Here is a 17765-nt window from a genome sequence, read left to right as displayed (position 1 = left end):
AGCTTGAATCACTGTTCGCTATTAAATCAAAGACCTGATTGGGTTCGGAGCCTAGGGCAAAAAAATCGCGCCCGGCCTTGGTGGCCGGGCGCGACATCCATGAGATGCGATCTATTCCGCGATGAGACGCGCGCGCTCAGGATACGCAATGCGGAAATAAAGATCGATCAGGCGCAGGCGCTCGATGATGCGGCGCTGCGGGTGCTGACGCGGCGGCACGTCCGCGAACTTGATAAAATCGCTCACCCAGCGAAAGCTGCCATCGTCGCCGAAGGCTTCGTCAACGTCCGGCGGGTCGTAGCGCATCCCGTCCGGCCAGACGATCTCACCTTTGAAACCGTAGATCGTGTCCGCAATCACGTTGATGAGTTCGCGGCGCGACACTTCAAGCGCCGCCGTGGCAATCGCAAGACGCTGGAAGTGGGAGCGGCGACGCAAAGCGTGGTCGGGGGCGACGCACACGGTTGTGTGCGTATGGCCGCCGATCATGTCGGGGGATTGGATAGCAAGCTCGGCCATGGTCTACCTCCTTTAATGCCGCTTCAAGCTCGACCGGAGGCGGACGCGGAATCCGCCCTCAAGTCGCGCTCTCACAGCGGCGCATCGGAGGTTTTGAAAGGAGGAGCAAATAAGAGATGCCACCCTTGTCAACGCATGACAACGGGGCGCGCGGGGCCATTACACAGATCGGGAAGAACATCGCCCTCGTTCGAAGACAAGGCGTTGATGGCTCGCAAGAAATGCCTGCCGCCATTCTCATGCGCCTCGGGAGAGAGAGAGGCGCGTGAGCGATCATCCGCCCCGCAATCCGCTCCGCAAACACGCCAAGCTCAGCATGGTGCAGACCGTGCAGGCCATCGATCTCTTCGCCCACGGCGTCGACATCAACATCGCCGCCCGCCTTCTCAAGGTGAGCCGTAAGACGCTGCGCGCTTACTATCTGGATTTTCGAGATCGACTGAGCGCGCCGGAGTTTTCCCGCTGGCATCGCGCCAATGCCGCGCTGGTTCAGATCACAAACGCGGAGGAGATCGCCCTGATCAAAGCTGCGATGCTGGAGCTGCTGGCCGAATGCCACGCGCAGGATACCTGTTATCGCAACTACCGCGCGGGCCGACGGGCAAGCCCGATCTGCAAAAGCTGCCCGCTGCACGGCAAGTTCACGGGGCCTGAGCAGGACAGTGAGGCTGCGGCCCAGATGAACCACCTGCGCGCCTTCTATCACGCGCTCAACATCTATGCGGAAGAGGACCGTGATCCGGTATCCCTGCTCCGGGCGCGCCTGATCCATATGGTCACGCTTGCCACGGTCGCGCAGCACAGCCGCAGGCTGGTCAGCGGGCAGTTCGATCCCCGGCAGAAAACTTTCCTCTCCTTCGGCACATTCCGCGAGGCGCTCGTGCGCCACCTTCTGGAACACGAGTGACGCGGACGAATTTTGACTTCAATAATCCGTCTACGGTATAATGGACATAAGACGAAGGTGTGCGGGGTTAAGTGAAGACCGAATTTGAGAATCTGCCGGAGTTGCAGGAAGCGTTTGAGGCGGTGAAGGGTCAGATATTCGGCCCGCTCAACGCTGCGCTGGTCCGGCACAAGCACCAAGAAATTCTCCAAGAGGCCAAGAAAAAGCGCGAACAGGAGATCGATCCGCGCGGAAGGCCGGGCCTTGCGCGCGACGATCCCGATAGGGATCGTAAGGAGCGGCTTGAAGCGCTGCTGTTGGTTATCACGAGCCAGCGCCTCGCAGAGAAGCTACGCCAAACCTATGGGGATCTTGCCGCCCTCCGCGACAGAGCGCGGGAGCTGCTCGACCGGATCGAGGGCCTGATGAAAGAAGCGCGCCTCGACTATCAGGTCCTCATGGACAACGCCGCACGTCATCCGATCACCGGTGAGTATATCTTTCTGTATGCGGATGGCCGTATTGAAACCGAGGATGGCCGCGCTGTTGCACCGGACGAAGTGGCGAGCGTCGACTTTGACGGCAAGACCACCGGCGAACAGAAGGACGCCGGGTTGTCTCGCATCTCGGAGCTGGAGCACTACGAGGAAGAAGTGACAGGCATCAGCCACGGAGCTGCATCACATCAGGAGCGCATGACCGATCCCGATCTCGATGAAGAGATACGGGAGCGGGCCGTCGATGAAGCCGCCAAGGACGCGGATCACATGCGTCAGCGGTTGGATGAGATCGGCGGAAAATTGGGAACGAAGCTGCGTGCGGATCACGAACTGAGTCAGGAAACCATATTGGAGGCCAAGACTTCCTCGTCGGCGTCCATCACCGTTCCCTCTCTGTAGGCCAGCTACTTGCCAGCATATCTCACGGAACCGCAGGCCTTCTCCAGCACGGCGATAATGACACCGGATGGGTGATGTTCTGGGAAGCGAGACATCGCATCTTTGACGGTGGGGAATCCAGCCGATTCATTTTCGGCCATCCACCGGTCGATGCACTTTGCCTGCTCTGGCCTGTTCTGCCCTGCAATGGCACCTGCCATCACCACAGACGTGACGATGTAGCTGTTCTGAGCCTCTGCCGAGTAGGTCAGGAACTTCGAACTCTTGAAGTCATCTGCCGCCCAAGCCGCAGACATGCTACATACGATAGTACACACACTTGCTATTACTAGTGCGTTCCTGCTCAACATAAACGAACATTTATGTTTGAGGAGGATATCAGAGAAATGTCACTATGGAAATACTTCATAAGCACCGGAATTGCGCCGGATTTGAATGCTAGCACTCGCGCTAGCATCGCTACCAGCCGCCAGACAAAAGGGTTCGGTTTTGTCGAGGGGGCGTCATGAGGGATACGCGGGAGCCACGGCCTGAAACAGGCGGGCGGCGTATCGGCTATGCCCGCGTTTCCACCCCAGAGCAGAAGCTCGACATGCAGCTCGACGCGCTGAAAGCTGCTGAGTGCGAGCGCATCTTCCGCGATCACGGCGTCTCCGGCGGCAAGGCCAGCAGGCCCGGCCTCGACCGGGCGCTCAGCATCCTCAAGCCCGGCGATGTGCTGGTGGTCCTGAAGCTTGATCGGCTGGGCCGCTCCTTCCAGCACCTCTCCGACCTGCTGGCCCGCTTCCACAACGAGGGGATTCATTTCTGCTCGCTGGCCGAAGGCATCAATACCGCGACGCCGGGCGGCAAGCTCGTCTATCACGTCTTCGCCGCCGTCGCCGAGTTCCAGCGCGACATGATCCGCGAGAACACGGTGCTGGGCATCGCCGCAGCCCGCGAGCGCGGGAAAAAGATCGGCAGGCCGTTCGCGCTCACCATCGACGATATTCTCGAAAGCCACCGCCACATCACGCAGTTCGGGATTCCCATCGGCGAAGTGGCCGGGCGGCTCGACGTCTCGGAAGCCACATTGATGCGCGGGTTCAAACGCGCGGGGCTGGAACGGGTGCATTGAAGTCGCGCCCGTAACAAAGGGGGAAGGCGGCATGGGATTGTCCGGTGTGAGGCAATTCGTCCGGGAGAACCGGGACGCGGTTGTCGGGCTGCTGATCCCGGCGCTCCTGAACTTCACGTTCGTCGCCGCCATCTGCTATCTGGCAACGCTGAACTACCTGTCGGCTTACGGCGCGCGGTTTCCCGGAGAGGGGATCGAGTTCATCGATTTCATCCTCTACGGACAGGCCGCTTGGGTCACAGCGCTCCATGCGGCCATCTTTCTCGCGCTCATTATCGAGGTCGCCAGCAACGATTTCGTCACGCCCAGCCAGGCGCGCGCGCGGCTCGACATCTTCTTCATCGGTTTCGGGGCCATCCTGCTGGCAGCGCTGTTCTGGACGGCGGTCGAATACTACAAATACGGCAGCCTTCAGGGGCGGGTGCTCCTGCTGATCGGCAACACGTATCACGCGGTGATGACCTATCTGACGTCGGTCTTCGGCTCGTATCAGCGGGGCGTGTATGCGTTTCTCCACCTTGCGCTGATGGCCGCCTTGTTCCTGATTCTCTCGAAAAAGATGTTTCGCGTGGTGAAGAGGCGGCTCGGCGCTTACGCGTTCATCCCGATCCTGATCTCCGCGCAGGCCGTATTCTGGCTCAACAACGATGCCTTCGCCGGCATGCTGCGCTGGACGAAGTACGGCGGCGGGCTGTGCGTGGAAACCCTGCTCTACACCGGGCAGAACGCCTGTGACGTCACGATCTCCGGCCATCTCGTCGTCAGAACGAAAACGACCGTGATGCTCGTCGACGACAATAAGGATCTGATCGAGATCGAGACGAAGAACGTTTGCCGCCTGCGCTATATCGACCAAGGAACGTATCGGAGAGAGTTCAAGCTGGGCAGCCTGTGACGGAGCCATGCATCGGGAGAAGATGCAACGAGCATCGATGTCGAAAGCAAAGCTCAAATCGCAATTTTATTACCGGGAAGAAGACCCGTTACAATGAAGGACGGGCTTAAGGCGTAACGCCAGATGTGTGCTGTATGACAGCACCATCTTCGCTCGACGGTCTTTCGCCCGCCTCGGCAAGGGGACCTTTGCTGGTCCCCGTTGCATCCCCTTCTGCATGAAACGTGATAAATTACGAGATGTGATGGTGATCCCGCGTTGCATCCAGGGACATAGAATCCCGTCCGGGGGCTTGGGACACCACCACGCGTATATTTTAAACCTGAACAGTAGCTTGGGCCAATATTTTAAGCCCGCACGAAGTGGAAAGGATTTTTTATGCCTCGTTATTACATCGGTGCCGATCTTTCAAAAGACTGGATCGACATTTATCACCCCCAGCAAGACGAACATCGCCGGATTGCAAACAACGCGCCTTCAATAAGCGCATTTCTTCAAACCATGCAGCAGCATGACATCCTCATATTCGAGGCGACCAGCGGTTGCGACGATATTCTGCTTGCGCAGATACGTGCAGAGGACACGGTCTTTGTACGCGTCAACCCGGCTCACGCATGGCATTTCTCCCGCGCCTGCAACCTTCCCAAAACCGATCGCGTGGATGCGCGGATGCTCTCGGCATTCGGGGCCGCGCGGCAAATGGAGCCGCAGCAGACCAACACGCCCGCACGCGACCGGCTCCGCGCCCTCGTCAAGCGGCGGCGGCAATACAAGGACATGGAGACGCAAGAGAAGAACAGGCTCAGACGTATCGCCGATCCGGAACTCACCCGCGATATCCAGAGCCTGCTCGCCATCCTCGAACGCCGTGTCGCCAAGCTTGAAAAGCAAATCAGCCAGCAGCTGAGCGAATGCGAGGAACTGCACCGTGTAAGCAGCCTGCTGGCCAGTGCGCCCGGCATCGGCCCTGTATCAGCCTCGGTTCTGGTTGCCGATATGCCTGAGCTGGGAAGCGCTGATCGCAGGCAGATCGTCTCGCTCGCCGGTCTTGCGCCGCGTGCCTACGAGTCGGGTAAGTTCAAAGGCAAGCGCCGGCTGGCGGATGGACGCAGGCACGTCCGCAAGGTTCTCTACATGGCAGCCTTGTCCGTCATGGCTCAGGGGCGTTACTTCCAGCCTTTCATCAAAAGGATGAAAGCCGAAGGCAAGGCCAATAAGGCCATTGTCATGGCCATCGCACGAAAGCTGCTGACCATTCTCAACACCCTTGTCAGCCAGCAGCAGCCCTTCGATCCGGAAAAATTTCATCGCAACGCGATTCCACAGTAGCCCCCGACTTATGTCGCGATGCCGAGAAAGCGGACCAACTATTGGATTGCCCCTCCTTCGCATCTGCGCAGTGTTGACTGTTGCGATATTAACCCGCTAACGGACCTTCTGGCGCTCTTCAAAAAAGCCAGCTCTCTTATCTGCGACCCATGGTCGTCCGTAGGGGACGTCCGCCTGATCGAATTCATGCATGGGTGGAATGAGTGTCTGGTGGCCGTTGGGCCAGTGGAAGATGGTAACACAGGCTAGATATGGGAACGCTGAAACGCTCCGGAGGTGATCAGGCAGTCGGCGAGGGCGACTGGCGCCTCGATTATCTGTTCTCCATTGGCAGGGCAAGTTGGATCATCCATCTCCTGGTGTGTGCGTTCACGTTCGTTGTCCTGATGCGTCGGGAGGCTGGAAGCTGGAGCGTGGCTTGGTTCGCTGCGATGGGTGCGTTGTCGCTCGCACTCGCGTGCATTAGCCATGCCTATGCCAAGGGTTGGGTTCCTGGTGTTCCGCGCTTTGTGTTCGGGCGCGCGCACTCAGTAACGACAGCGGCCATCGGGCTGGTATGGGGCGCAGGCGCTCTCGCGTGCGCCGTACACGGCGACCTTGTGCTCAGCGTGCTCTATGCATTGGCGCTCGGAGGAACAGCGTTAGGCGCTGTCAGTTCTCAGCACGCGTTGCCGCGCAGTTGCCTCCTATCGATCTGGACATCGGTTCCCCTGCTGGCGGCATCATTTCTGGTCTATGCGCAAAGCCCTTCAATGATCGCGGTTACTGCCATGGTGCTGCTTTATGGCGTGACGCTGACCATTCTCATGCAGCGCATGCACGGCTTTTTGTGTTCGAACGTTGCCATGTCCCGCGACCTTGCGCGCAAGAATGACGAACTTTCTGCGACCTCCAGTCAACTCAAGGACGCGCACGATGCCAAGCTCCGGTTTCTGGTCCAAGCCAGCCATGATCTACGCCAGCCAATTCATGCAATCGGGCTGTTCGTCGAATGTCTGAGAGGCATGCGATTGGGAGCGGAAGCCTCCGATGTTCTGGGAAGCGTGGATCAGTCCGTGAACTCGCTCTCTCGGCTGTGCCGCTCGCTGCTCGATTTGTCGGCAATTGAGGCCGGGCAGGTCAAGCCCGTTCCCGTCGATTTCCCGTTGGACGACATCCTTGGCGATGTCGTCCGTCAGACGCAGGAGAGCGCGAAGAAGAGCAAGGTTAAGGTGCGGTTCGTGTCGACGCGGCACTGGCTGCATGCCGACCCTGCATTGCTGCAGGCGATGGTGCAAAATCTTGTTTCAAATGCGATCAAATACGCGCCGAACGGTAAGGTTCTGATCGGTGTCAAACGCCACGCAGGAGCATTGGCGCTTGCCGTTGTCGATCAAGGCCCGGGTATTCCGGAACAGTGCCGCGAGCAGATTTTTGATGAGTTCGAGCGGTTAGAGGTTCATCGCGGCGGACAAATTGAAGGTCTCGGCCTGGGTCTGTCTATCGTCCGCCGGCTTGCGCGGCTGATGGGCCTCGCCATTCGCGTCCGATCGCAGGTCGGAAGGGGCAGCAGCTTCTGGATCGAGGGGCTCGTTCCGATCTCCCGCCGGAACGTAACCGCTGCCAAGCCCTCGCGCGACTATCAGCGCGTTTTGGAAGGACTTAGGGTTCTTGTCATTGATGATGATCGTGCCGTGCGCAAAAGTACGGCACAACTCCTGGCTCGATGGGGGTGCTCGACGCGTGCAACCGGACGGATTGATAGCCTCAAGGGCGATGCTGACCGCACCGACTTTGTTCTTTGCGATCAGGAACTCGGAGGAGAAACGAAAGGTCTGGATCTCGTTATCCGCCTGTGTCGTTTGCAGAAGCGTCCTATAGGTGCTGCGATCATGACAGGCTCATATAGCGAGCAGTTGCGCGAGGACGCCGCGAAAGCGGGAATCGTTGTGCTCGCGAAGCCCGTCAACCCTTCGCAGCTCCGCTCGTTGCTTCTTTCAGCAACATCGCGTCACGGTTACAGTAGGCCCAGATCCGCTGCGACACGGGCTGCGGCGGAGCGGGTGGAGACTTCGAGCGACCGCAATACAGCGGAAACGTGAATGCGGACGGTGTAGGGCGAGATATTGAGTTCTCGCCCGATTTCCTTGTTGGAAAGGCCGGTGCCGATCAGGCGCAACACTTCGCGCTGCCGATCGGATAAGCGCGCGAGGATATCGGACGGAAGCGGCCCGTCGGTGCTGATCGTGCTTTCGATGCGTACGACAATATCGCCCGCGAGCGCGTCGGAAATCGCGGCAGTCATGTCGAGGCCCGAAACGGCTTTGCTGATGAATCCGTCCGCCCCCGCTTTCATCACTGTATCGACCGTTTGGCTATCGTCGGTCATCGAGACGACGATCAGAGAGGTCGTTGGAAACGTTGACCGCAAATCCCGGATACTGGTCTCCCCTTCGAAGCCCGGAAAGCAGAGGTCGAGGACCATCATGAGCGGAGGCGGTCCATTCTCCGCCTCCCTTAGCAACTCAGCCGATGTTCCGACTTCGGTGATAAGAGAACATGAGCGCGCGCGCTGCACGACGCGCCGCATTCCCTCACGAAAAATGGGGTGGTCGTCAGCGATGATGATCCGGTCTGCCATGGACGTCGTCACGTTCCCTTGCGGCGGCAACCGCGAAAAACAGTAAACTCAGATGGCTATGGCCGAAATCCGCTTGCCGCAGCGACAGCTGCCGCACGCGATCTTACGCCCAACAGCCGTAACAGAGATGAAATGTGTACCCGTACCGTATAGTGCGAAATTCCGAGAGCGACAGCGATTTCCTTGTTGGTGCGCCCAAGCGCGAGCTGATCGAGGATCTGCCGCTGGCGAGGCGTCAAATTGGCAATGTTCGGGTTCTCTGCCCATGGAGCCTCGACTGCGCTGCATGTATTCTGGATAAGAGCACGGATCGCGCCCGCAATGACATCCGGCGTCGCGGTGCGCGGCAGGCATTCATCGGCCCCGCTATCAAGGAGCTTTTGGGTGTGCGTTGACCGCGTCGTAGGGGAAATGATCAGAATTGCACAGTCTGGATGACGATCGCGCAAGCATCGGATGCCGGAATCCGCATTCCTGCCGCGCAAGGTGAGCCCAATGACGAAGAGGACAGGCGACGTTCTGAACGAGTCGTGCTGGATCTCGTCCGGCCCATCTGCCTCAAAAATTTGCACATCCGCAGCATTTTGGCGGATGAGACGAACGAGCGCGTCGCGGAAGAGCGGAATGGGGTCCGCAACCACTATCAGCCTTGCACCCATTCTGTCCTGCCCCCTCGACGGAGGGGTAACAGCGGGCAACACGGATCACCACTAGTACGGATGTGCTAGTGACGTTGCGCAGTGGATCGGCGCGATACGATTTTGCGTGGGCTGTCCCGGCCAAAAGCCGTGCCGAATCATACGGCAAACCCCTATTTCCTAAAAAGCAATTAGCACGCCTAACCGAATTGTTCCCGAGGCCCCGCTCGCGCATTTTGCGTAGCAGCAACGGTCGCAGCGAGTGTTGACGCGCGGCCGCCGTTGATGGTGCGCAGACTGGTGATTGCGTCGCGCGGATGCTCTTGGGGGGCGTAACGCAATGAACCGAGCTTACCGGCACATCTGGTCACGAACCTTTGCCAGATTGATCGTGGTGCCCGAATGCTCCAGGGGGAGATGCGCCAAACCGGAGGGTCGGCGTAGCGGACGCACGCAATTATACGCAGCCGCAATGCTCGTCGGCAGCTTTGGGCTGACGGCAAGCGCATCGGCGCAAACGACGGTCATCAACAGCGACGAAGTCGTCAGCGGCGGCGCCGGAGGCACCCTGCCTGATCCTTGGATCGTGACGGGCGGCGTGAACGTCGGCCGCGACAGCGAAGCTTCTCTTATCATCGAAAACGGTGGATCGGCGCAGATCGGACAGAGGTTAACGGTTGGCGGATGGGCTTCTGAAGGTGGGTCCAACGGAACGCTTATTGTCCGCGGCGTCGGGTCCGAACTCATCGGCGACCGCGATCTGTATGTCGGATTGAGCGGAGACGGCACGCTCGTGATCGAGGGAGGCGCAGCCGCCAGTTTCGGTTCCTACGTGAGCCTTGGATACACGAGTGGTCACAGTGGGCTCGTTTCCGCCACCGTGGATGGTGAAGGATCCTCGCTTTCGACGTCATATGGCATCAATGTTCAGAGTAACTTTGCCCCGTCGTCCAACAATGGCTACACGTCCAACCCGGACCACATCACCACTTTCGACATCACCAACGGCGCGGACGTGGTGAGCAAGGGCGCAGATATTGGCACATCGCATGAGTCCTTTTCTGTCGTCACGCTTTCCGGTGCCGGGTCGACGTGGAACACCAGTCATGGTTTCATGATCGGAGACTACGGCATCGGTGTCCTCAACATTCTGGACGGTGCCGTTGTGACGAGCGACCAGGATGCCAATTCCTACGGTTCGCACGTGGGAACCAACGGCGGCGGACACGGTGAGGTGCTGGTCGACGGCGCCGGCTCGAAATGGGAAACCGGGAAGTTTCTGAAGGTCGGGCGCACGGGCACCGGGATGCTGACGATTGCCAATGGCGGTACGATCGCAATTGAAGACGGTGGCGGAACGCTCTTTCTTGGCGATGAAACAGCCAATGCAGTCGGCATCTTGAATATCGGGGCGGGTGCAGGGGAAGATGCCGTCGCACCCGGAACGCTGCAGGCCGGAGCCATTCAGTTTGGCCTAGGCGACGGCCGTGTCGTCTTCAACCACGGTCGGCCGGGAAATCCCTACTACGATTTCGCGACGCCGCTGATTGGAACCGGCACCATCCAGCATATCGCCGGCAGAACGAACCTTACTGGCGAGAATGGCAATTTCACCGGCACCGTGGAGATGGAGGGTGGAGAACTTTATCTGGGAGATGGGTTTGGCGATGCCAACGACGGCGACAACGGTAGCAGCTTTGTCGTGACTGGCGGAGGCCTCTACATCGACCTTTCGTCCGAAGCCTCGACGGCAGCAATTGAGGTTGGTGCAGGTGGTGCCTTCAGCATGATGGGCTGGTCAACGCTCAATGTGACCGGCAGCGGCGGCATAACCAATGCGGGCAGGATGGAACTCGCGGATGTCAACAGCGCTGGAACGGTAACCAACCTTGAAGGCGGCAGACTCAACATCGGCGGCGTTTCGACGCTCGATGTGGCCGAGATCATCAATGAGGGGCGTGTAGCGGTGCTGTCACGCAGTGCCTCCCCGACCGTCTTTGGCGCAAACTCCAGCGACAAGGTGATCAATCGCGGAACCGGCATTCTGTCGATTGCGAACAGTTGGCTCAATATCACCGGAACCTTGGAGAATACGTCGTCGGGCGTCGATGAGGAGGGTGGCATCGATATCAAGCAGTTCGGTGAGATTAACATCGATGAAACGCTCGACAACGCGGCGGGAGGCACGGTGGTCAATCGCGGCAAGCTAACGGCCTCGAAGATCGTCAATCAGGCGGGGGCTACGTTCACGACGTCAAACGGCCTCTCCACGACTTCCGCAGACGGGCTCGCAAATGCGGGCGCCGTCAATGCCTCGGGCGAGATCGACGGCAACATTCGCAATCATGGCGGCGGCATCTTCAATATCGCGGGCGACCTCAGTGCCCCCCTGAACGCCGTAGCCTTTGTCAACGAGGGAAATGCGATCCTCAATGTCAGCGAGGGCGATTTCACGGGACTTGCGAGCTTCTCGAATACGTCGCTTGCTGAAGCCGCCGTCAACGTCGCAGAAGGACGAACGCTCAGCGTAACGAACCCGCTTAGCAACTCGGGCACGATTTTGAACAGCGGCACCATTGAAGGCGGCATGAGCAATGAAGGTGCTGTCTCGAACGCCGGAACGCTAAAGGGCGGTCTTGTCAACAACGACGGAACATTCACGAACACCGGTCTCGTCGAAGACGGCGTGACCATCAACGGCGGCACTTTCATCACCCACGCCGACGGCCAGACGAGCGATATCCTGAACGAGGGCGCGCTCGTTTTTGATCAACTTGCGAACGGCGCATACGCCGGCTTGATCACGGGTTCGGGCACGCTTGAAAAGCGCGGAGCCGGGGCGCTCGAGCTGACCGCAGACAACGCAGCCTTCTCGGGCGCCACTACGATTTCCGCAGGAAGGCTTGTTATCAACTCTGCACTCGGCGGTACGCTGACGCTTCAGGGCGGCACGCTTGGCGGCAGTGGTACGCTGGGAACGCTGAACGTAGGTGCCGGCGGTATACTTGCTCCGGGTAACTCGGTCGGAACAACGAACGCCGTAAATTTCAACTTCTTTCCTGGATCGACCTATGAGGTCGAACTCAACGACGGCGGCAATGTTGCGGGCGTGCACAACGATTTCGTCAACGCCACAGGCACGATCACGATCAACGGCGCCGCTGTTCACGTCAGACCAGAGAACGGTACTGACACGGGTGCGACCTACACAGTTGGAACGACTTACACCATCGCAACCGCGTCCGGCGGCGTCGCCGGTACGTTCGACAGTCTCACGGACGACTTCGCGTTCCTGAATTTCGCGCTCTCGTACGATCCAAACAACGTCTATCTGACGTCTCAACTCAGCAACATGTGCCTTACGCATTTCTCATCAAACCAATGCGCAGTTGCCGAGAGGGTCTCAGGTGTGGCCTCAGGAGCGCTATTTAATGCAGTGACGAACCTGTCGAATGCCGACGCCGCAGATGCCATGGATCAACTTTCAGGCGAGGCACATTCGTCCTTCCTGACATCCTTGATGGAAGAGAGCCGATTTGTTCGTGATGCGGCCATCGATCGCTTGCGCAGTCTGTTCGGAGGTGTCGGGGCGCGAGATTACGCATCCGGTTCGCCGAATCGTTCGGGTGTTTCAACGTGGGGACAGGCGTATGGAGCGTTTGGCGATGCCTCGGGCGGCGAACAGACGGCATCGATAGACCGCTCATCCGGCGGCGTTTTCACCGGCGCCGATGTTGCGCTTTCGAGGAATCTGCATGCTGGTGTCCTGGGTGGCTACGGCCACACAAACATGTCTGTCGATCAGCTTCGCTCTTCCGGTGATGCCGATAGCTGGTCTGCCGGTCTGTATTCCGGCGCGGTATGGGGCGCCATGTCCGTGCGCGCTGGCGGCGCCTATACCTGGAGCAACCTCGAAACCGAGCGTGGTATTGGGTTTGCCGGATTTACCGACAGCCTATCCGGAGATGCGAATGTTTCGACGGGACAAATCTTTGCGGAAGGTGCCGTTCGCATTGACGCACCATGGGCATCCTACGAGCCGTATGCAGCACTGGCGCACGTTCGATTGAAGCGCGAACATTTTTCGGAAGAGGGAGACGATGCGGCGCTCACCGCTTCCAGCGCCACTATGGAAACCACTTTTACAACACTCGGCTTGCGAGCAGAGGCATTTGTCGGAACCGGATTCGGAGCTGATGTGCGTCTGAGCGGCGGCGTTGGGTGGCGCCATGCCTTTGGGGACACTGTGGCGATGGCGGAGATGGCCTTCTCTCCGGCGGCAACGCCATTTTCAGCTTCCGGCGTTCCAATTGCCAAGGAGGCGCTCGTGCTAGAGCTGGGGGCGGACGGCGATTTGAGTCAGTCAAGCCGGGTTGGCATTTACTATCTGGGTCAGATTGCGGACGAAGCCGACAACCATAGTATCCGCGCAAATCTCGCGGTGACGTTCTGAGTACTGTCCGGCGCTGTTGGTTCAGGGAAATCCCAATGCGGGCTTTCCCTGATCCTTGTTTTCTCTCCAAGACCCCGGTAACCACTTAGAGGAAGAAATTACCTAGAAGCGTCGCGGAATCCCGTCGTTGGGCCGAGACGGGCGCATGGTGGTGTGTCTCTCATACAAGGAGACAGACTATGGAACAGGATCATACTTCTTCAGCCGCAAAGCCAGCTCGCTTGCCCTGGAACAAAAGAAAGCTCATCGGTGCAAAGCCGCCGCTGCGGCCGAGCCACGTCTGGTCCATCCGGACAAAATTGCAGATGGCGGACCGCAAGCGCGATCTGGCTCTCTTCAATCTGGCGATAGACAGCAAGTTGCGCGGCTGTGATGTCGTTGCTGTTCGCGTTGACGATATTGCCCCTGGTGGCTACTCGATGGGATCGGGCGACGATACGTCAGAGGAAGACCGAACGGCCGGTGCATTTCGAACTGACCGACCAGACACGACAGGCGATTGACGCGTACCTGCGCCTGACGGGACGCAAAGCGAATCAGTTTCTGTTTGCCGGTCGCTGCAACCAAGGTGGATTAACGACGCGTCAGTACGCTCGGCTCGTTCAAGAATGGGTTGCCAGCATCGGTCTCGACCCGACGAAGTTTGGCACGCACTCGCTCCGGCGGACGAAGGCAGTACTCATCTATCGGCGGACCGGAAACCTTCGAGCTGTCCAACTCCTGCTTGGGCATTCGAAGATCGAAAGCACTGTAAGATACCTCGGCATCGAAGTCGACGACGCGATCGAAATAGCTGAGAAGATCGACATCTGATCGCTCGACGCAGTTGTCCGATTCCGGACATGGTCGGCGGCGCTCGCTGCGTCGTCGACCAAACATCGCGCGACGGCAGCTTCTGGGACCTATGAGCCAGCCGCGGCAATGACGGGCCAAAAGTTGGCTTATCAAATTGGGTATGACTTCCGTTGTAAGTCCATGTTCTCCGGGGCTAATCTAGTCGTTCCCTGTCAGTCATAAGACCTTCCTTTTCCACAATCCGAGCGCTTGCCGATCTATCCAGCGGCCCGCCCACTGATCAGACTATTTTAGCGTGCACATGATTCGGAGGGACGACGTGGTCCGTCGCAAACAAGAATTAGAGCCCTCAATCCAACCTCGAGAGTTCCACTCTATCGAGGAAATCGATCGCGCAGCCGCCAAGCTGGAACGCAGGATCAAAGAGCTAGAAGCAGTGAATGTTCAAGACGCCGTGTTGAATCACACAGCTGCGGATGACAACGCGATTCATAACCTGCGCTCCTCGATCCTCGAGATCTATGGAGAACACTCTCCAGAATATTCCAGGCATGAACACATCCGCATGTGGGCTGGCCCCATGTTTATCAATATGTCCCGGAATCAGGTTATCGAGGCCACGGAAAGAGGCCGCGCCCAAACAATTGGGATCGTCAATGGCCTGATCGACAGGCTTAAAGAGAAGCGCGAAGAGCTTACAGATACGGTCACCCCGTCACCTTTAGCAACCTTCTCTAAGCTCAACCTGCACCCAAGAATCGAAAGCGTCGCCCGCCAGCTCTTCCTCGACGGCCATCACTGGGATGCGGTGTTCGCCGCTTCGAAGACTCTGCTCAACATGGTCAAGGAGGCATCAGGTGAGTATGACGACGACGGCGCTCCGCTGGTCCGCAAAGTTTTTTCAAAGAACAATCCAATCCTCGCGGTTAACGATCTTGCGGATCGCACCGACCAGGACGAGCAGGAAGGTATTATGCATCTCTTCGAAGGTGCGGTGATGGCCGTGAGAAATCCAGGTGGACATTCTTTCCCGGAAGGATCCGAGCAACGAGCCGTCGAGTACATTAGTATGCTCAGCATGCTCGCCTACATCGTCCAGGAATCGAAAAGAAGGAGCTAGGTATCTGATGTCGATGTACGCCATGCCACTAGCTTCTTGTTGCCGACAGACTGAAGTTCGGGTTTGAGAGCGGGTTCGCGACGATCGACTTAATGTCGCTGAACTATCTGCGGCAGATCCACGATGCCGACCTTTTATACCCGTCCATCAGCCAACACATACTCCGGAGGCGGACGTCGGCTCTCGGTCTGCCCCGGCCATTGGGCTTCGCACCCAGGCTTCCGGTCGATAACGACAAGCGGACATATGCCGGCATGAGTCTGTTGGCTCAGATGATGTCGTGACGAATGTCGGCTTCTGGGACAGACCTGCCGAACGGGTCGCTGATTTCCGCTTCAGGCGTCTTCCCGGCTTGTTCAGCCGGTGCCGGGCTCTTGTCAACCGAGCCTCCGCTCCGCTCATCTCGGCACTGCGGGCTTTGCCTCGCCCAGAAGGTCATCTCCGCCTACGTGAAAAACAAACTTAAGTGCAAGCTTATGCCTATCCTCGAAGGGTATCGCGGGGCCGCGTGAACGTTCTTTCTGAAGCTCGGCGCTTTCGCCCATCCGGGTTTCACCCGATCACGGGCGGCGCTGCGCGCATAGTGTTTCCATAATGAAAGGAAGCCCTGTGATGTCGATTGATCTCAAACAGTTCCTGCCCCATGTCGAACACTGCGATCTCAGCGAGGAGCAGAAACTGGAGCTTCTTGCCGATCTTTGGTCGATCATGGAGAGCTTCGCCGACGAAGCATGGGGGCTTTGCCCCACCCAGCATTTTGCGAACGATAATGAAGGTTTGTCTGGCATCAAGCCGTTGAATTCTATAGAATATCTCCATGCTGACAATTCGAACGAGCCTCAGGCCGAACCCGACTTCGCGCCCGTCAAGCGCCAGCGCTAAAAGGACCCAAAAAACGAACGAAAGACACAAGCCATGACCCTGCCCTCGCTCACCGAAGCCGTCATTTATTGCCGCGTATCAAGCCTTGCACAGATGAAAAAAGGTGATGGGCTGGGCTCGCAGGAAACGCGCTGCCGCGACTATGCGCGCGCCAAGGGCTACGAGATCGTGGAAGTCTTTCGCGATGAGGGCGCATCGGGCGGCATGATCGAGCGCCCCGGCATGCTGACGATGCTGGCATTCCTCAAGAAGAACCGCCGCACCACAACGCATGTCGTTCTGATCGATGACATTAGCCGTCTTGCGCGCGGGCTAGAAGCGCACCTGCAACTTCGCACAGCGATTTCAAGCGCCGGGGGCAAGCTGGAATCTCCGTCCATCGAATTCGGCGAGGATTCTGACAGCGTGCTTGTCGAGAACCTTCTGGCCTCGGTCTCACAGCATCAACGCCAGAAGAATGCCGAGCAGACCAAAAACCGCATGCAGGCGCGCGCCCGCAACGGTTATTGGGCATGGATGCCGCCCGTGGGCTATCGTTTCGATCGCGTTGCCGGACACAGTGGCAAAGTGCTTGTACCAAATGAGCCGCTGGCGACAACAATCAAGCATGCGTTGGAAGGGTTTGCCTCAGGCAAGCTTGAAACGCAGGCCGAGGCGCAGCGGTTTCTCCAGAATGATCCCCTGTTCCCGAAGAACCGGTATGGCGAGGTGCATCCGCAGAAAGTTAGCTCGCTCCTGAGTCAGCCCCTGTATGCTGGATACATGAGCGTCCCGCAGTGGGGCCTTCATCGCATTCCCGCCAAGCACGAAGGCCTGATCAGCTTCGAAACTTTCTTGAAAATCGAACAGCGCATGGGCGGCAAGCCTGTCGCGCCGCTGCGCCCGGACCAGAAAGACGATTTTCCGCTACGAGGCTTCGTCAACTGCGCCTGTTGTGACCGCCCCATGACGGCAGCGTGGTCGCGCGGCAGCAAAGGCAAGCGCTATGCCTACTATTGGTGCTTCACCAAAGGCTGCGAGATGGCGCGCAAGAACATCCGCAAGACCCTGCTGGAGGCCGACTTCGACCGGCTGCTGGATAGTGTGCGCCCGACACAGGAACTGTTGTTCACGGCACGGGCCATGCTCAAGGTGTTGTGGGAATCACGCGAATCCGCAGCCAAAGAACAGGCCAGCCAAATCACGCGCGATTTGCAGGGCATCGAGCGCAAGACAGAACAGCTCGTCGCGCGGCTGGTTGAAACGGACAGCACCGCCGCGATTAACGCCTACGAGACCCAGCTCCAGAAGCTGCAGGATCAGAAGCACCTGCTGGCTGAGAAGATGGCCTCTGCGGGCCGACCGAAGAAGGGCTTCGAGGACACTTTTCGAACCTCCTTCGCCTTCCTCTCAAACCCCCGTGTTTTGTGGGATTCCGGGCGCATCGAACACCGCCGGAAGCTGCTCAGACTCCTGTTTGGGGGAAGGATCAAATACTCGGTTACCGAAGGACTTCGAACCCTCCAGACGACCAGTATTTTCGCGGCTTTGGAGAGCTTTGCGAACGACAATTCAAGTTTGGCGCACCCGACAGGATTCGAACCTGTGACCTCTGCCTTCGGAGGGCAGCACT

Annotated in this window: 14 protein-coding genes and 2 pseudogenes; 12 read left to right on the top strand and 4 right to left on the bottom strand. The window is 58.5% G+C overall.

What is annotated here, in order from left to right:
• Window positions 1–111 precede the first annotated feature (111 nt).
• The gene (locus tag V7082_RS18040; protein WP_334150768.1) at window positions 112–519 is read right to left on the bottom strand and encodes a hypothetical protein; all 408 of its coding nucleotides are present in this window, start codon (window positions 517–519) and stop codon (window positions 112–114) included.
• A 328-nt stretch (window positions 520–847) separates the two neighbouring features.
• Here V7082_RS18040 and V7082_RS18035 point away from each other — a divergent pair, with 328 nt between their 5' ends.
• Both V7082_RS18035 and V7082_RS18030 read left to right on the top strand, forming a co-directional pair.
• Window positions 848–1426, top strand: a complete 579-nt coding sequence (locus V7082_RS18035) for a hypothetical protein (RefSeq protein ID WP_334150766.1) — start codon at window positions 848–850, stop codon at window positions 1424–1426.
• A gap of 71 nt (window positions 1427–1497) precedes the next feature.
• A complete protein-coding gene (locus V7082_RS18030) occupies window positions 1498–2304 on the top strand; it encodes a hypothetical protein (protein ID WP_334150765.1) in 807 nt (268 codons plus the stop codon).
• Window positions 2305–2309: 5 nt separating this feature from the next.
• On the opposite strand, the gene V7082_RS18025 is transcribed toward V7082_RS18030, so the two are convergent.
• Complete coding sequence (locus tag V7082_RS18025; protein ID WP_334150764.1) at window positions 2310–2600, bottom strand: hypothetical protein; 291 nt, start codon at window positions 2598–2600, stop codon at window positions 2310–2312.
• Between the two features lie 209 nt (window positions 2601–2809).
• Here V7082_RS18025 and V7082_RS18020 point away from each other — a divergent pair, with 209 nt between their 5' ends.
• The 4 genes from V7082_RS18020 to V7082_RS18005 all read left to right on the top strand — a co-directional run bounded on the left by V7082_RS18020 (window position 2810) and on the right by V7082_RS18005 (window position 7726).
• Complete coding sequence (locus V7082_RS18020; protein ID WP_334150763.1) at window positions 2810–3421, top strand: recombinase family protein; 612 nt, start codon at window positions 2810–2812, stop codon at window positions 3419–3421.
• Window positions 3422–3452: 31 nt separating this feature from the next.
• Window positions 3453–4316, top strand: coding sequence for a hypothetical protein (locus tag V7082_RS18015; RefSeq protein ID WP_334150762.1), 864 nt, complete (start codon window positions 3453–3455; stop codon window positions 4314–4316).
• 378 nt (window positions 4317–4694) lie between these two features.
• A complete protein-coding gene (locus V7082_RS18010) occupies window positions 4695–5645 on the top strand; it encodes an IS110 family transposase (RefSeq protein ID WP_334150761.1) in 951 nt (316 codons plus the stop codon).
• A 251-nt stretch (window positions 5646–5896) separates the two neighbouring features.
• Entirely contained in the window at window positions 5897–7726 is a 1830-nt protein-coding gene (locus tag V7082_RS18005) for an ATP-binding response regulator (RefSeq protein ID WP_334150760.1), read from the top strand.
• Here V7082_RS18005 and V7082_RS18000 read toward each other — a convergent pair.
• Together V7082_RS18000 and V7082_RS17995 are read right to left on the bottom strand one after the other, a co-directional pair.
• Complete coding sequence (locus V7082_RS18000) at window positions 7642–8265, bottom strand: response regulator transcription factor (protein WP_334150758.1); 624 nt, start codon at window positions 8263–8265, stop codon at window positions 7642–7644. The two genes, V7082_RS18005 and V7082_RS18000, sit on opposite strands and share 85 nt — an antisense overlap.
• 56 nt (window positions 8266–8321) lie before the next feature.
• On the bottom strand, window positions 8322–8924 hold the full coding sequence (locus V7082_RS17995) for a response regulator transcription factor (RefSeq protein ID WP_334150757.1): 603 nt from the start codon (window positions 8922–8924) through the stop codon (window positions 8322–8324).
• 319 nt (window positions 8925–9243) lie between these two features.
• On the opposite strand from V7082_RS17995, the pseudogene V7082_RS21615 reads away from it, so the two are divergent.
• The 6 genes and pseudogenes from V7082_RS21615 to V7082_RS17970 form a co-directional block, all read left to right on the top strand.
• Window positions 9244–9372: pseudogene (locus V7082_RS21615) on the top strand (ESPR-type extended signal peptide-containing protein); the annotation flags it as partial.
• A 3-nt stretch (window positions 9373–9375) separates the two neighbouring features.
• Window positions 9376–13356 (top strand): autotransporter outer membrane beta-barrel domain-containing protein, encoded by a 3981-nt coding sequence (locus tag V7082_RS17990; protein ID WP_334150756.1) that lies wholly within the window; start codon window positions 9376–9378, stop codon window positions 13354–13356.
• Window positions 13357–13535: 179 nt separating this feature from the next.
• Window positions 13536–14169, top strand: a pseudogene (locus V7082_RS17985) (tyrosine-type recombinase/integrase).
• Window positions 14170–14470: 301 nt separating this feature from the next.
• The gene (locus tag V7082_RS17980; protein WP_334150754.1) at window positions 14471–15271 is read left to right on the top strand and encodes a TIGR02391 family protein; all 801 of its coding nucleotides are present in this window, start codon (window positions 14471–14473) and stop codon (window positions 15269–15271) included.
• Between the two features lie 612 nt (window positions 15272–15883).
• Window positions 15884–16153: a hypothetical protein gene (locus V7082_RS17975; RefSeq protein ID WP_334150753.1), complete on the top strand. Its 270-nt coding sequence runs from the start codon at window positions 15884–15886 to the stop codon at window positions 16151–16153.
• 33 nt (window positions 16154–16186) lie between these two features.
• Window positions 16187–17765: recombinase family protein (locus V7082_RS17970; RefSeq protein ID WP_334150752.1), on the top strand; the 1579-nt coding region annotated here is incomplete at its 3' end.

Source organism: Hyphomicrobium sp., from assembly GCF_036833075.1.
Taxonomy (GTDB): domain Bacteria; phylum Pseudomonadota; class Alphaproteobacteria; order Rhizobiales; family Hyphomicrobiaceae; genus Hyphomicrobium_C.
The sequence above is the reverse complement of the archived record's forward strand: the minus strand, read 5'-3'. Positions and strand labels throughout refer to the sequence as shown.

Coding starts and splice junctions, on each gene's coding strand:
- V7082_RS18010 (WP_334150761.1), top strand. CDS start 4,695: ATGCCTCGTTATTACATCGGTGCCGATCTTTCAAAAGACTGGATCGAC.
- V7082_RS18000 (WP_334150758.1), bottom strand. CDS start 8,265: ATGGCAGACCGGATCATCATCGCTGACGACCACCCCATTTTTCGTGAG.
- V7082_RS18015 (WP_334150762.1), top strand. CDS start 3,453: ATGGGATTGTCCGGTGTGAGGCAATTCGTCCGGGAGAACCGGGACGCG.
- V7082_RS18020 (WP_334150763.1), top strand. CDS start 2,810: ATGAGGGATACGCGGGAGCCACGGCCTGAAACAGGCGGGCGGCGTATC.
- V7082_RS17995 (WP_334150757.1), bottom strand. CDS start 8,924: ATGGGTGCAAGGCTGATAGTGGTTGCGGACCCCATTCCGCTCTTCCGC.
- V7082_RS18025 (WP_334150764.1), bottom strand. CDS start 2,600: ATGTCTGCGGCTTGGGCGGCAGATGACTTCAAGAGTTCGAAGTTCCTG.
- V7082_RS17975 (WP_334150753.1), top strand. CDS start 15,884: ATGTCGATTGATCTCAAACAGTTCCTGCCCCATGTCGAACACTGCGAT.
- V7082_RS17990 (WP_334150756.1), top strand. CDS start 9,376: ATGCTCGTCGGCAGCTTTGGGCTGACGGCAAGCGCATCGGCGCAAACG.
- V7082_RS18005 (WP_334150760.1), top strand. CDS start 5,897: ATGGGAACGCTGAAACGCTCCGGAGGTGATCAGGCAGTCGGCGAGGGC.
- V7082_RS18040 (WP_334150768.1), bottom strand. CDS start 519: ATGGCCGAGCTTGCTATCCAATCCCCCGACATGATCGGCGGCCATACG.